13 protein-coding genes are annotated in these 12,391 nt (G+C 54.0%); 6 read left to right on the top strand and 7 right to left on the bottom strand.

Going from position 1 to position 12,391, the window contains the following annotated elements; translation table 11 throughout:
• Positions 1 to 4: 4 nt before the first annotated feature.
• Positions 5 to 1,273: a glutamine amidotransferase-related protein gene (locus tag AC0Z7K_RS22550; RefSeq protein WP_485616037.1), complete on the bottom strand. Its 1,269-nt coding sequence runs from the start codon at positions 1,271 to 1,273 to the stop codon at positions 5 to 7.
• Between the two features lie 214 nt (positions 1,274 to 1,487).
• Here AC0Z7K_RS22550 and AC0Z7K_RS22545 point away from each other — a divergent pair, with 214 nt between their 5' ends.
• Both AC0Z7K_RS22545 and AC0Z7K_RS22540 read left to right on the top strand, forming a co-directional pair.
• The gene (locus tag AC0Z7K_RS22545; protein ID WP_413529059.1) at positions 1,488 to 1,994 is read left to right on the top strand and encodes a DUF1993 domain-containing protein; all 507 of its coding nucleotides are present in this window, start codon (positions 1,488 to 1,490) and stop codon (positions 1,992 to 1,994) included.
• A 306-nt stretch (positions 1,995 to 2,300) separates the two neighbouring features.
• Positions 2,301 to 3,569: a nucleoside deaminase gene (locus AC0Z7K_RS22540; RefSeq protein ID WP_485616036.1), complete on the top strand. Its 1,269-nt coding sequence runs from the start codon at positions 2,301 to 2,303 to the stop codon at positions 3,567 to 3,569.
• Between the two features lie 85 nt (positions 3,570 to 3,654).
• Here the strand turns inward: AC0Z7K_RS22540 and AC0Z7K_RS22535 are convergent, their stop codons facing one another.
• The gene (locus AC0Z7K_RS22535; RefSeq protein WP_485616071.1) at positions 3,655 to 5,133 is read right to left on the bottom strand and encodes a UbiD family decarboxylase; all 1,479 of its coding nucleotides are present in this window, start codon (positions 5,131 to 5,133) and stop codon (positions 3,655 to 3,657) included.
• Positions 5,134 to 5,277: 144 nt separating this feature from the next.
• On the opposite strand from AC0Z7K_RS22535, the gene AC0Z7K_RS22530 reads away from it, so the two are divergent.
• Positions 5,278 to 6,162, top strand: coding sequence for a LysR substrate-binding domain-containing protein (locus AC0Z7K_RS22530; protein ID WP_485616035.1), 885 nt, complete (start codon positions 5,278 to 5,280; stop codon positions 6,160 to 6,162).
• 12 nt (positions 6,163 to 6,174) lie between these two features.
• Here AC0Z7K_RS22530 and AC0Z7K_RS22525 read toward each other — a convergent pair whose 3' ends face one another.
• Together AC0Z7K_RS22525 and AC0Z7K_RS22520 are read right to left on the bottom strand one after the other, a co-directional pair.
• Positions 6,175 to 6,948, bottom strand: a complete 774-nt coding sequence (locus AC0Z7K_RS22525; RefSeq protein WP_485616034.1) for an amidohydrolase — start codon at positions 6,946 to 6,948, stop codon at positions 6,175 to 6,177.
• A complete protein-coding gene (locus tag AC0Z7K_RS22520; protein WP_485616033.1) occupies positions 6,936 to 8,096 on the bottom strand; it encodes a pyridoxal phosphate-dependent aminotransferase in 1,161 nt (386 codons plus the stop codon). The genes AC0Z7K_RS22525 and AC0Z7K_RS22520 overlap by 13 nt, the downstream gene beginning before the upstream one ends.
• 187 nt (positions 8,097 to 8,283) lie before the next feature.
• Between AC0Z7K_RS22520 and AC0Z7K_RS22515 the strand changes: the two genes are divergently transcribed.
• From AC0Z7K_RS22515 to AC0Z7K_RS22505, 3 genes are read left to right on the top strand one after another with little or no spacing between them, the layout of a single operon-like run.
• Positions 8,284 to 8,898, top strand: a complete 615-nt coding sequence (locus AC0Z7K_RS22515; RefSeq protein WP_485616032.1) for a methylthioribulose 1-phosphate dehydratase — start codon at positions 8,284 to 8,286, stop codon at positions 8,896 to 8,898.
• Positions 8,895 to 9,581 carry an acireductone synthase gene (gene mtnC / locus AC0Z7K_RS22510; RefSeq protein WP_485616031.1) on the top strand — a complete coding sequence of 229 codons (687 nt, stop codon included), beginning with the start codon at positions 8,895 to 8,897 and terminating at the stop codon, positions 9,579 to 9,581. Before AC0Z7K_RS22515 ends, mtnC begins: the two co-directional genes overlap by 4 nt.
• A gap of 11 nt (positions 9,582 to 9,592) precedes the next feature.
• Positions 9,593 to 10,138 carry a 1,2-dihydroxy-3-keto-5-methylthiopentene dioxygenase gene (locus AC0Z7K_RS22505; protein ID WP_485616030.1) on the top strand — a complete coding sequence of 182 codons (546 nt, stop codon included), beginning with the start codon at positions 9,593 to 9,595 and terminating at the stop codon, positions 10,136 to 10,138.
• Between the two features lie 145 nt (positions 10,139 to 10,283).
• Here the strand turns inward: AC0Z7K_RS22505 and AC0Z7K_RS22500 are convergent, their stop codons facing one another.
• The 3 genes from AC0Z7K_RS22500 to AC0Z7K_RS22490 are packed head-to-tail and all read right to left on the bottom strand — an operon-like array spanning position 10,284 to position 12,007.
• Positions 10,284 to 10,943, bottom strand: a complete 660-nt coding sequence (locus tag AC0Z7K_RS22500; RefSeq protein WP_485616029.1) for a DUF799 domain-containing protein — start codon at positions 10,941 to 10,943, stop codon at positions 10,284 to 10,286.
• On the bottom strand, positions 10,940 to 11,317 hold the full coding sequence (locus AC0Z7K_RS22495; RefSeq protein WP_413529067.1) for a DUF4810 domain-containing protein: 378 nt from the start codon (positions 11,315 to 11,317) through the stop codon (positions 10,940 to 10,942). Before AC0Z7K_RS22495 ends, AC0Z7K_RS22500 begins: the two co-directional genes overlap by 4 nt.
• A gap of 18 nt (positions 11,318 to 11,335) precedes the next feature.
• Positions 11,336 to 12,007, bottom strand: a complete 672-nt coding sequence (locus AC0Z7K_RS22490; protein ID WP_112164746.1) for a CsgG/HfaB family protein — start codon at positions 12,005 to 12,007, stop codon at positions 11,336 to 11,338.
• Between the last annotated feature and the right edge of the window lie 384 nt (positions 12,008 to 12,391).

Raw genomic sequence — 12,391 nt, 5'->3', positions numbered from 1 at the left:
CATCTCACCCTAGCGAAAAGTGCGGATGCCTGATCCGCACGCTTTGGGTCAGCGCTGCGTGGCTGACGTCGCATTCGCGATTGCTCTGACGGACCTGTTGCAGGAACGCCATCAACAGCGGATTCGGGCGCTCGCGGCGTGACATCAGTTCCGGCTGCCCCTGAACGCCGATGAAATACGGGTGATTCATCAGTTCCACCGCCTGCGCCTGTTCCCCGCTATCATCCATTCCAGACACCCTCAGACCGGCGCTTTCCAGCTCGCTGAGGATGTGCGGATTCAGATAACGCCGCTGGTTATAGCGCAGCGTAAATTCCTCGCCCATCTTGTTCGCCAGCAGGCTGCCCGCACAGGTTTTCACCGGATGATTGCCCAGACGCGGTTGTGAGTACTCACTCAGCGGCAGCGCGGTTTGCAGGCTGCCAAGCATCGACGGGCCTTGCATCACCACGCGTTCCTGACCGAGCACCCGTTGCCCCAGCGCCGTCACCATCTGATGCATCCCCTGATTGATCCCCAGCAGCGGCGTCTGGTTCTCCAGCGCCCACGTGGCAGTCGCCAGCGGCGCGGCCTGATAGTCATTATGGGTCAGCGTCGTGCCCGGCAAAATAATGCCGTCGACGTCAAACAGGGTTGAATCCAGCTGGCTGCCGAGCAGTGCAGGGGTCACCCAGACCACGTCGATGTTCATTGCCAGTGCATCGGCGGCATCTCCCAGTGCAGCGAGCATCGCCGGATAGCTGTCGCGCTGTTCAGTAAAATCCCCGACTAAGGCGACGCGAAGGGTTTTCCCGGCACGCATCACCGGTTGTGACACCGAGCCTAACGCCCAGCGCCCGAAGGCATCGCGCCCCCAGCCGTTACTGCGAACTTTGCCGGTGGTGCAGTCTTCCAGCTGGAATTTATCCTGATGGCGCACCACGGTTAATGATTCGATACCGATGCCATGCGCAGTGATTCTGGCGGCCAGTTCTGCGCAGAGAGGCTCACGCAGTGGCACCACGACATCCTCTTTAAGTGCCCGATAAATCAGCGATTCCAGACTGGATTCAGCGCCCGCACCGCGCCCGGTCAGACGCTCAAGCCACACCAGTCCGCTGGTCAGAGAATGTCCCTGCGCGGTGACGTGCTGACGGGCATTCGGGAAACGTCGCGCATCATGACTGACGGAAAAGTGACACAGCGGCAACGCGCGCAATTCAGCAAGTATCGCTGCCATCGCGCCGTACAACGCAGGTTCGGGCGTGGAGTGTGCAATAAAGGTGATGGTCATCAGGTGTCCTCTGTCAGATGTTTTTGCGGGGGTATTGAATGCAAGAACTGATCCACACAGAGGCGTAGTTACATGTGTTGACAAAAAGAGCGCGGTGGCTCGCAAAAGTGATCTCCGGTAACACTTCACTACTACGAATCGTCACGCTGTTAAGACCATAACGCGCTAATCTATCGCTGGTTGTTCTAAACCCTACACTCATTAAGGAAGCATCATGTCAGCATCACTTTATGGCAGCACGGCGGCACAGTTTGTTCGTGGTTTACAGAATCTTTCCGCTCTGCTGGAGAAAGGCGCGGCCTGGGCGCAGGAAAATGGCAAATCCGAAGAAGAAATTCTGAACACCCGTCTGGCAGAAGATATGTATCCGCTGGCGCGTCAGGTGCAGATCACCAGCGATATGTCGAAAGGTGCAATCGCCCGTCTGGCGGGTCTCACCGCCCCGGCAATGGAAGACACGGAAACTACTTTTGCGCAGTTACAGGAACGTATCGCCAAAACCCTGCACTTCATCGAAAGTGTAAAACCGGAGCAGCTGGAAGGGGATGAATCCCGTCCGATCGTGGTGAAAGGCAAAAACTTCGAACTCAATTTTACCGCGCACAGTTACGTCACTACCTTCGCCGTGCCGAACTTCTATTTCCACGTCACTACGGCCTACAATATTTTACGTCACGTTGGCGTGAAGATTGGGAAGTCTGATTATATTGGCGCGATCTAAACGTCACTTTCTCCGGTCATTACCTGAATAGCTAATTACATTCACGCTCTGAAATGGATTAATTCAGAGCGTGAATGAAAATATTATATTTATCCAGGTTGTAAATAAACAAATTAAATATCGATACTAGTAAAATATTTTTTAATAACTCATTACGGTGCCAGTGCTGGCACAACACCTTCCATTGTTTAAATGAAGATTAACTTGTCACGATGCAGTCTCTTTAATTCCGGCGTTATTAATCAGCGACGCTTTACGAATTATTGAGTCTCAATCAATTCTCTTAATCTAATGGAAGAAATTACTATGTGTAATTGCAACTGTAACTCACAAAAACCAACCACGGTTAAAGCAACGTATACTTCTGTCGAAGCCGCCGCTGCTGCCGCAGCGAATCAGGCGATGCTGGCGTATTGTCAGAATACTTTCAGTGTTGGCGGAGTGATGCTTGATGCCAGCGGTAATGTGCTGAATGCAATCCATAATAACGTCGTTATTGATAATAAAACCAATGACCCGACTGCTCACGGTGAAAGACAATTAATCGACTGGTATTATGATCAGATCGCACAAGGTATTGAAATGCCCGCGCCGTCTGATATTACCATTGTGACCTCCCTGGACCCGTGCTGTATGTGTACCGGTTCGATTATTACTGGCGGGTTTAACGTTATTTCCGCGGCTTTCGATACCTATTCTGGCATCAACTATGACACGCAGGCGGATTTCCCTTCTCTTGCTCCCGAACTGGCATTGGTGGCGCAGGATACATTCAGCTATCCGGCCGTGAATGGAAATAACTGTTTCTCCCGCACGGCGAGCTCCGCGCACGTGCCCGAGTTCTTTACTGAAGACGTGATTAATGTCCAGACGCTGGCGCTGTGTGAATCAATTTTCGATGCCACCCTGACCCAGGTAAAAGAGAGCATCAATTCGGATTTACCGCCGGACCAGTTGAAAGATATTAAAGAGCTGCCGTCAGATGACCCGATCGTGGTGGCGTTGCAGGCTATCTACCCGGATGCGCTGCAATATATCGCACCGTCACGTGGTGCGCCTGATGCCGGGCTGGCACCGTTCTTGATTGATGCGGCGAATACCGATATTGCACAGGGCGGTAAGGGGAATTCGGTCGCATTTCTCGATTACTTCGGCAATCTGCTGCTTTGCTTATCCGGTAACGAAAAGGCCTCGCTCATTCAGACTGCATTTTTGCTGGTGACCCGCAATTACGCCCAGTTGCGATTTAACCTGCGAAACAGTCAGGGCGATGAAAAAGTGCTTCCTTATCTCGGCCACCCAAAATACGGGACTTTTGTATTTTCTCATGGCCCGGATGAGTCATCGCACAGCCTGATTGAACTCGGTGCTTACGGTTCGACGATGGAAGGGGCATTGCCAGCAGAAAACCCGGACTCATTCCAGTACGGAGTGCCGACGATTAGCCAGGTTGAACTGGATGCGTATTGCCAGAAACTGCCACCGTTATACAGCGGTGAGATTCAGGTGCATCCGCAACAGGTGCTGGATCAGGGGTTGATCGATGCGCTGACGGCGGGGTTACCGACAGCCTGATCCCGGTAATATTCTGATAAATCAAAGCCCGCCGGTGAGTAAATCCGGGGGGCTTTTTTTGTTTGTTCGCTGAAACATTGGCGCGTTAATCAAACAGCTCCGGCGCAAACGGACGCGGATCGACATCCTGGAACGGCGCGCGGACGAAGCGGTCTTTCAGGGCGAAAGGTACGGTGCAGTCGAAAATGGTTTTACAGCTTATGCCGCGATCGCGGATGCTCGGGCTGTAATCCGGCATTTGTGACGGATCAAGCTGATGCCCGCGGATCCCCGGCAGAAACGTGGTGCTGACATCCCCCTGATAACGCGTAGACATCGCCCACAGCACATCGCTGCTGTCGAACAAATCCACATCCTCATCCACCAGAATGACGTTTTTCAGTTCCGAATAAACCGCCAGCGCAATCAGCGCAGCCTGGCCCTGACGGCCTTCGTCAGTGGCGGTGCGTTTTTTTACCTGCAAGACAGCCAGAAATTTGCCGCCGCCTGCCGTGTGGGCATAGACGTTTTGCAGGAAACCCGGAATGGCGGCTTCTACCGCATTGTAAATACTCGCTTCGGTCGGGATGCCCGCCAGCGTGGTGTGCTCTTCGCCGGGACCGACCAGCGTTTGTAAAATTGCCTGATGGCGCATAGTCACCGCTTTGACTTTGATCACCGGTAAAGACGGATGAGCATCTCCGCAGTAACCGGGGAATTCCGGCATCGCGTGGCCGGTATGCGTGTGCTGATCTTCTTTCACGCGGACGTTAGGAATCAGCTCGCCTTCAATCACAATTTCGGCACGGGCAATGGATTTTTGCGGCACGGAAACGGCATCCACCAGTTCTACAGGGCGGTTACGCAGCGCACCTGCGACGGAAAGTTCGTCGAAGCCGAACGGCGTGGTCGGCGCTTCGAAACAGGCCCCGATATAAATCGCCGGATCCAGCCCCATGTTGATGGTGACCGGCAACGGTCTACCGGCCGCTTCGGCTTTCTGGCGGAACACTTCGATATGACGCCCGGCGGCTAAAAACATCGACAGCTCATCTTTACCCTGCACGCACAAACGGTGGATGGTCACATCGCTGACCCCCAGTTCGGGGTCACTCGCCAGCACCAGCCCGAGGCAGAAAAACGGGCCGGCATCGAGCGGCGTGTTAGTCGGGGCTGGCAGCAGTTTGCGCAGATCAAAATCCGCATCCTCAGCGAGGAAAATCTGCTCCTGACAGGGCGCGGATCCGCTGGTCAGATTCACCGGTTCGACCGGGTTTTTCACCGCTTTGCCCATATGAAAGGCCAGATCTTCCGGCTTGCAGCCTAGCAGCATGCCGGCGCGCTGACGGCTGGCGTGAACGCCAACCAGTACGCGGGAACCCGGATAGCCTTTGATAGTGTTAAACATCATCGCGGGGCCGATGCGCGTCGGGCGCTTCACCGTACCGCCTGCGCCAATATGTCGGTAAACCCCCGCCAGCTCGGCATTGGGGTCAACAATATGATCGGTTTCAATGTATTGGCCGTCGTGCTGTTTCAATAACGCAATGGCGCTGCGTAAGTCATTGATGTCGCTGGCCTGCATGGCCGGTTCTGACGTCTGATTTTTCATGATGATTTCCAGCGTAACTAAATTGCTCTTACTTTGAGCTTTTAACCACTGCCGATCAATTGCATCATTAACCTATTATTGATGCATTTTACTTATCGATTCCGCAGGCAGGCTCAGATGGATTTTAAACATTTACGCTATTTCGTGACGCTGGCGCAGGAGTTACACATGGGCCGTGCGGCGGAGAAGTTGTCGATCGCGCAACCGGCGCTGAGCCAGCAAATCAAAGCGCTGGAGGAGCGGCTGGATGTGCGGCTGTTTGTGCGCGCCAATCGCCGTCTGACGCTGACACAAGCCGGTGTGGCCTTTGAACAAAAGGCCCGGCTGGCGTTGCAGATTGCCGAAAGCGGCGTGCGTGAGGCGCAGCGCACCGCGCGCGGTGAGCAGGGAACGGTGGCGATGGGGCACGTGGCCAGCGCGATGTTCAACGGCCTGCTGCCGGAGCGGCTGAATACGTTCCACCGCGCAGCGCCACGCGTCACCATCGGCCTGTCGCCGTATCAGGTTGATGATATTTTCAAAGCGCTGGCAGATGAAATTCTGGACGTGGCAATTGTCCGTGCGCCTTTCGGCCCGTTGCCTGCAGGGCTGGAGCAACAGCTTTTCAGTTGCGAACCGCTGCTGATCGCCTTACATCATCAGCATCCGCTAGCGGGCGAAAGCAGTTTGCCGCTGGCCGCGCTGGCACAGGATGAATGGCTGCTGATGGACGATAAACCGGGCATAGGGCTGGGGCAGGAAGTACGCGACGCCTGCGGTCAGGCGGGTTTTTCGCCGCAGGTGGTACAGCAGGTCAAAGATGTCGCCAGTATTGTCAGTCTGGCGGCGGCAGGGCTGGGCGTCGGGCTGGTTCCGGCGTCGGTATCGGTGATCCAACTGCCCGGCGTGCGATTTATTGTGCCGAAAAATCCGCTCAAAGAAAGTGAACTGTGGCTGGTGTACCGCCGGTTTGAGCAATCCCCGGCGGTGAAAAAATTGCTCAGCGTCCTGATGGAGCGCTGAGTTGCGATCGGATTAATCGTGCAGTAAAAATGTATCGGCATCGCGCCATGCGGGGAAGGCTTCGCGGTAATCCTGCAATGCTTCGAGCGACAGCTCGGCCTCAATGATCATCGCTGAACCCGGTTCGGCGCGCGCCATCTCTTCGCCCTGCGGATTGATGATCAGACTGTCGCCGCTGTAGTGGTGGCCGTTGGCGTCATCGCCGACGCGGTTACATCCGGCGACGTAAGCCTGATTTTCAATTGCGCGGGCAGTGAGCAGCGTCTGCCAGTGATGGCTGCGACGGGCAGGCCAGTTGGCGACGTACAGCGCCAGATCGTAATCCTGATTATTGCGCGAAGCGACCGGGAAACGCAGGTCGTAGCAGACCTGCGGCAGGATACGCCAGCCGCGCCATTCGACGATTTCACGGCGTTTACCCGCCACATAATAGTTATGCTCACCGGCCATGCGGAACAGGTGGCGCTTATCGTAAAAATGGACTTTGCCCTGCGGTTCAACCAGCAGGAAGCGATTCACGGCGCCGTCGGGGGTACTCAGCGCTACGCTGCCGCCAATCATTGCATTGAGTTTTTGCGCCCACTGTTGCAGCCATTGCACCACGCGAGACTGCGGCAGCGCGCTGCCCGGTGCCTGCATGGCAAAGCCGGTGGTAAACATTTCCGGCAGTACGATCAGGTCGCGGTCAGTCAGCGCCCCGAGCAGGCTGTCGAAATGGGCGAGGTTGGCCTCGCCGTCCAGCCACACCAGCGGCTGTTGCAGTACGGACAGTTTTAAAGTTGACACAGGCGCTCCGAAGCCGCGTCCAGCGTGGCTTCCTGTTTGGCGAAGCACAGCCGGATCAGTTTATGTGGGAAAGGTGCAGCGCAGAATACCGACATCGGAATGGCCGCCACGCCCACATGTTCAGTCAGCCAGTGGCAGAATGCAACATCGTCTAAATCGGACACGTCGCTGTAATCGACCAGCAGGAAATAGGTTCCCTCACTCGGCAGTACCTTCAGGCGGCTGTTTGCCAGCCCCTGCGCCAGACGGTCGCGTTTGGCCTGATAAAACGCCGGTAATTCCTGCCAGTGCTCCGGCGCTTCCCGCAGCATATCCGCCAGCGCCAGCTGAACCGGGGTGGTGATGGAAAACGTCAGATACTGATGGACTTTGCGCAATTCGGCGCTGATGACCGCCGGTGCGATGCAATAGCCGACGCGCCAGCCGGTCATATGGTAAGTCTTACCAAACGACGAAACCGCGATAGCGCGCTGACGCAGTTGCGGATGGCGCAGCACGCTGGCATGGCCTTGCGGTGCGAAGCAGATGTGCTCGTACACTTCGTCGCTGAGTACAAAAATGTGGTGGTCGGCAATGATCTGCCAGAGCTGTTCGACGTCGCTGTCTTGCCAGACGGTCGCCGACGGGTTGTGCGGAGTATTAATGATCACCAGTTTGGTACGGTCGGTAACCTGATCGGCGAATTCCGCCCAGTTTACTTTGAACTCCGGCGGCTGGAGCTGAATACGTTTCATCACGCCGCCCGCCAGTTCCACCGCAGGGGCGTAGCAGTCGTAGCTTGGGTCGAAAGCGATCACTTCATCACCTTTCGACACCAGCGCCGTAATGGCGATGTACAGGGATTCCGTGGCACCGGCGGTGATGGTGATGTCGGTATTGGCGTCGGGCTTGAAGCCGTAAATCTGTTCGGTTTTCGCGGCAATGGCTTCACGCAGCGGCGCAGTACCGGTCATTGGCGCGTACTGGTTCGCCCCCTGACTGACGTGGTACGCCAGACGCTCGCGTAAATAGCCGGGGCCGTCGAAATCAGGAAAACCCTGCGAGAGATTAATGGCGTTATGTTTCTGCGCCAGGGCACTCATCTGAGTAAAAATCGTGGTGCCTAACGCGGGAAGTTTGCTTTCGGGGATCAGTGCGGCTGTGCTCATGGCGGGTCAATACTCCTGGACCGGTGCAGATAGCGATGTTGCTCACAATATAACACGATGTTAATATTTGGCAATCAAGACGCTTAGATGGCTAAATGCCAATTCAGTCTAGAACATATCAAATATTTATATATCGCGATTTTCACCTCAAAATCAGCCCATCAACGCACGGTTTTTCAGGAATACGATGACAGAAAATTTGCAACTGGGCGCGCTGCTGGCGGCCTGTCACTGGATTGGTCAGAAGGGCTGGAGCCCGGCGACCGGCGGCAATATGTCGGTGCGTTCGGGCGCGGAACATTGCCTTATCACCGAATCGGGCAAAGACAAGGGTTCACTGATCGCAGAGGATTTCCTGCTGGTCGAACTGGCAAGCGGCCTCGCGCCGGCCGGGCGTCGTCCTTCGGCGGAAACCGGTCTGCATACCATGCTCTATGCGCACGACCCGCAAATCGGGGCGGTGCTGCATACTCATTCGGTAAATTCGACGGTGCTGTCGCGGGTGGAACGCAGCGGCACGCTGGTGCTGGAAGGCTACGAGATGCAGAAATCTCTCAGCGGCCAGACGACGCATTTGGATCGGGTGCTTATTCCTATTTTTGACAACAGCCAGGAAATTCCCGCGCTGGCTGATAAAATTATGGCTTCAACAGAGCATGCGCCGTTGCAGTATGGTTTTCTGCTGCGCGGCCACGGGCTGACCTGCTGGGGCAAAGATGTGGCCGAGGCGCGTCGCCATCTGGAAGGTCTGGAATTCCTGTTCCAGTGTGAACTGCAACGTCGTCTGCTGGAGGCAAAATGATCCGCGCCATCGTCACTGATATTGAAGGCACCACCACCGACATCCGTTTCGTGCATCAGGTGTTATTCCCGTATGCCCGCCAGCGTCTGGCGGAATTCCTGCGTCATGCGCACGAACAGCCCGACGTCGCGGCCGCACTCGACGGCCTGCGCGCCGAAATCGACCGGCCACAGGCCAGCATCGAAGCGCTGATCGAGCAGCTTTTCACTTATATGGACAACGATGTGAAATCGACGTCGCTGAAAGTGTTGCAGGGCATTATCTGGCGTACCGGCTACGAGAACGGGGACTTTCGCGGACATCTGTATGAGGATGTCGCGCCGCAGCTGAGTGCGTGGCATGCAGATGGCCTGAAGCTCTGCGTCTATTCTTCCGGTTCGGTGGATGCGCAAAAACTGCTGTTTGGATACAGCGACGCGGGCGATTTAACGCCGCTGTTCAGCGGTTATTTCGATACCCGCGTGGGCGCCAAGCGCGAGACTGAGTCGTATCAGAATATCGCCGAGCAACTGATTTTACCGCCACAGGATTTACTGTTTTTATCTGACATCCGTCAGGAACTCGACGCCGCGCGCTTAGCGGGCTGGCACACCTGTCAGCTGATCCGCGATGACGCCGACGATGTCAGCGATCACCTGCAAGTTAATCGTTTTGATCAGATAGCCTTAGAAACATTCTTATAAGAGGGTTGAGCATGAGTGCATTGACGATTTTTAGTGACCAGGATCCTTCGGCCCCCGTCTGGGAAAGCCGCGACGGTGACGCTATTGCCACCGAACTGAACAAAATTGACGTGCGTTTCGAGCGCTGGCAGGCCGATCGCGATTTAGGTGATAATCCGCAGCCGCAGGATGTCATTGCCGCCTATCAGCATGAAATCGATAAGCTGGTGGCAGAAAAGGGCTACCAGAGCTGGGACGTCATCAGCATGCGCCCGGACAACGAACAGCGCGAAGTACTGCGCACCAAATTCCTCTCCGAGCATACCCACGGCGAAGACGAAGTGCGTTTCTTCGTCGAAGGTGCCGGGCTGTTTTGCCTGCATCTCAACGGCAAGATTTACCAGATCCTGTGTGAGAAGAACGATCTGATTTCCGTTCCTGCGAATACCCGCCACTGGTTCGATATGGGCGGATCCCCGTCGTTCACGGCGATACGCGTATTTGATAATCAGGAAGGGTGGGTGGCGCACTTTACGGGCGATAAGATAGCGGATGCGTATCCGAGGCTGGGGGAGTGATGTTTTTGCCATTTGAAAGGCTATAAACATTTTAAGATTGAATTAGCGGCACAAAAAAACCGAAGGTAGTTTTTATGTGCCGCTCAGATTAGCAGTCTGCTGCCTGAACAGGCTACTTTGTGCACTGCGCAATACCTTAGCGTGCTTAGCGCGTGACCGTTTTGCCATATTCTGGTGAACGTGGGCCATACAGCAGGCTGTCAGTCTGCGTTGCACTCAGCAGGCGATAGCTGGTGAGCCCGGCAATATCATGACCTTTATCGGACATGGTGCTGGAGATTTGCTTCACTGCCGCCTGCACCAACATTCCGATGATGCCGCCGTTATTGTTGCTGTTTTCATTGTCCGAGGCTGTGGCGTTGCCGGTCCATAACACTTTGCCATTACGCAAATCGACCAGTTTGGCATTCGCCGTCACGCGCGTTTCGCTGGAAACCACCATATAGGTGCTGCCATAGCTGGTAATATCAATGTAAAGCGCAGCGTCCGCACCGAAGATCTCACGTAACTTCGCCGCGCTGACTGAACGGATATCTTCCGCCGACGTCATGCCGTTCTGCTTGAAGGTTTCTTCCACCACGGCAACCGGGAAAACATAGTAGCCGTCTTCCGCCAGCGGCGTGGTTACGGTGGAAAGCATACTGTGGCTGGCGTTGATGTCCGGTGAATGGTTTACCGGCGGCAGTACCAGAATCGATTTCGGCTTGCTCTCTTTAAACGCGGTGTAATCATATCCCGGTTTCTTTGCGCAGCCGGTCAGTACCAGCGCGAAGGCGAGTGTCAATAATACGAATAAACGCTTCATTTGGTTTTCCCTTTATTTTTCAGCAAAAAGTCCATGTAAGTTGCTGATTCAGGGAACAGCCTTTTTTCAGTATTGAATTCCTGAAATGCTAAATCAGTATGACCGGTGTTGGCATAAAGTAATCCCAGCTGGGCGTGCAGGCCCGGTGGAACCGCTTTATTCGTCGCACGGGATTTCTCAATCGATTCTTTCAGTGAGGCGATTTGCTCCTCAGGGCCAACTTTATCGCCCTGATAGTACTGGTATACCGTTGTCTGATAATTGTCCCAGTTATAGAGCGATTTATCCGCCTTTGGAGAACAGCCCGCTAATAATAACAGCAGGGTAATAAGTCCGCCTTTTGCCAGCGTACTTTGGGTTTTGCTTAAGGTCATTTTATAATATCCGTATTATTAATGAGTCGGGCGCCATGCACCGCTTTCGATACCGTTAACCAGATTATTCACTGCTTCACGAATCGCTAAATCCAGCACTTTGCCGTTTAACGTCGAGTCATAGCTTGCAGTACCGCCGAAGCCGATAATTTCGCGGTTGGACAGGGAGTATTCGCCTGCGCCCTGAGAGGAATAAACCACTTCTGAGGTCTGAACATTCACCACGTTCAGGCTGACTTTTGCATAGGCAATTTGTTGCTTACCGCGGCCAAGGATGCCCCACAGCTGGTTGTCCCCCACTTCTTTACGACCAAACTCGGTGACGTCACCGGTGATCACGTAGTTTGCGCCTTTCAGGGTCTGGGCCTGACCTTTAATACCTGCTTCTTCTTTAATTTCCGCCATGTTGGTACGGTCTAACACATTGAAGCGGCCGGTCTGTTGCAGATCGGTAACCAGAATGGTTTTAGACTGATTCCCCAGACGATCAACACCGTCGGAGAAAATCCCGCTCATATAGCTGGAACGGTTATCAAATTTACCGACTGAAATCGGGCTGCGTGGGCCGTTATATTGCGTGTTATAAGAAGCGACTTTCTGGACTTCCAGAGTACGCGAAGATTCTGTAGCACAGCCGGTTAATGTGCCTGCGGTAATCAATGCCGACAGGACCAAAACTGATTTCATCATGTTACTTTTCCTTGTCCATTTTATATATTCAACGAAAGATAAACGTCCGTTAATTAATAAATAACTTAACTAAAATTTTGTGTTTTTGTACGTACAGGTATTTCACTTAAAGGCGGACACAATAAACGAATAGCCAATTTCTATTGGATGCACGTGCTGAAATAGCCTCAGCGATGGCAGGCAATAAAAATAAAATGGCTAAGAATAATATTAACAGAGAATCTCTTTCGGTTTCCTTACATTTGTACTGTTTTTTTACCTATTGCATAAAAAAACAGCACCCTTCAGGTTAATGCCGATCGTTTAAGGATCAGTTGACCGATCCAGTGGCTCGTGTAAAAAGGGTTCATGCTCAACATGGACCCTTTTTAAATGGAACTTTCA

It is taken from the genome of Rahnella sp. 1L-D-7-B-C2, from assembly GCF_057290995.1.
The sequence above is the reverse complement of the archived record's forward strand: the minus strand, read 5'-3'. Positions and strand labels throughout refer to the sequence as shown.

Excerpts from the sequence above, each read along its gene's own strand:
- AC0Z7K_RS22550 (WP_485616037.1), bottom strand. The coding sequence starts at position 1,273 with ATGACCATCACCTTTATTGCACACTCCACGCCCGAACCTGCGTTGTAC.
- AC0Z7K_RS22545 (WP_413529059.1), top strand. The coding sequence starts at position 1,488 with ATGTCAGCATCACTTTATGGCAGCACGGCGGCACAGTTTGTTCGTGGT.
- AC0Z7K_RS22540 (WP_485616036.1), top strand. The coding sequence starts at position 2,301 with ATGTGTAATTGCAACTGTAACTCACAAAAACCAACCACGGTTAAAGCA.
- AC0Z7K_RS22535 (WP_485616071.1), bottom strand. The coding sequence starts at position 5,133 with ATGCAGGCCAGCGACATCAATGACTTACGCAGCGCCATTGCGTTATTG.
- AC0Z7K_RS22530 (WP_485616035.1), top strand. The coding sequence starts at position 5,278 with ATGGATTTTAAACATTTACGCTATTTCGTGACGCTGGCGCAGGAGTTA.
- AC0Z7K_RS22520 (WP_485616033.1), bottom strand. The coding sequence starts at position 8,096 with ATGAGCACAGCCGCACTGATCCCCGAAAGCAAACTTCCCGCGTTAGGC.
- AC0Z7K_RS22515 (WP_485616032.1), top strand. The coding sequence starts at position 8,284 with ATGACAGAAAATTTGCAACTGGGCGCGCTGCTGGCGGCCTGTCACTGG.
- mtnC (WP_485616031.1), top strand. The coding sequence starts at position 8,895 with ATGATCCGCGCCATCGTCACTGATATTGAAGGCACCACCACCGACATC.
- AC0Z7K_RS22505 (WP_485616030.1), top strand. The coding sequence starts at position 9,593 with ATGAGTGCATTGACGATTTTTAGTGACCAGGATCCTTCGGCCCCCGTC.
- AC0Z7K_RS22500 (WP_485616029.1), bottom strand. The coding sequence starts at position 10,943 with ATGAAGCGTTTATTCGTATTATTGACACTCGCCTTCGCGCTGGTACTG.
- AC0Z7K_RS22495 (WP_413529067.1), bottom strand. The coding sequence starts at position 11,317 with ATGACCTTAAGCAAAACCCAAAGTACGCTGGCAAAAGGCGGACTTATT.
- AC0Z7K_RS22490 (WP_112164746.1), bottom strand. The coding sequence starts at position 12,007 with ATGATGAAATCAGTTTTGGTCCTGTCGGCATTGATTACCGCAGGCACA.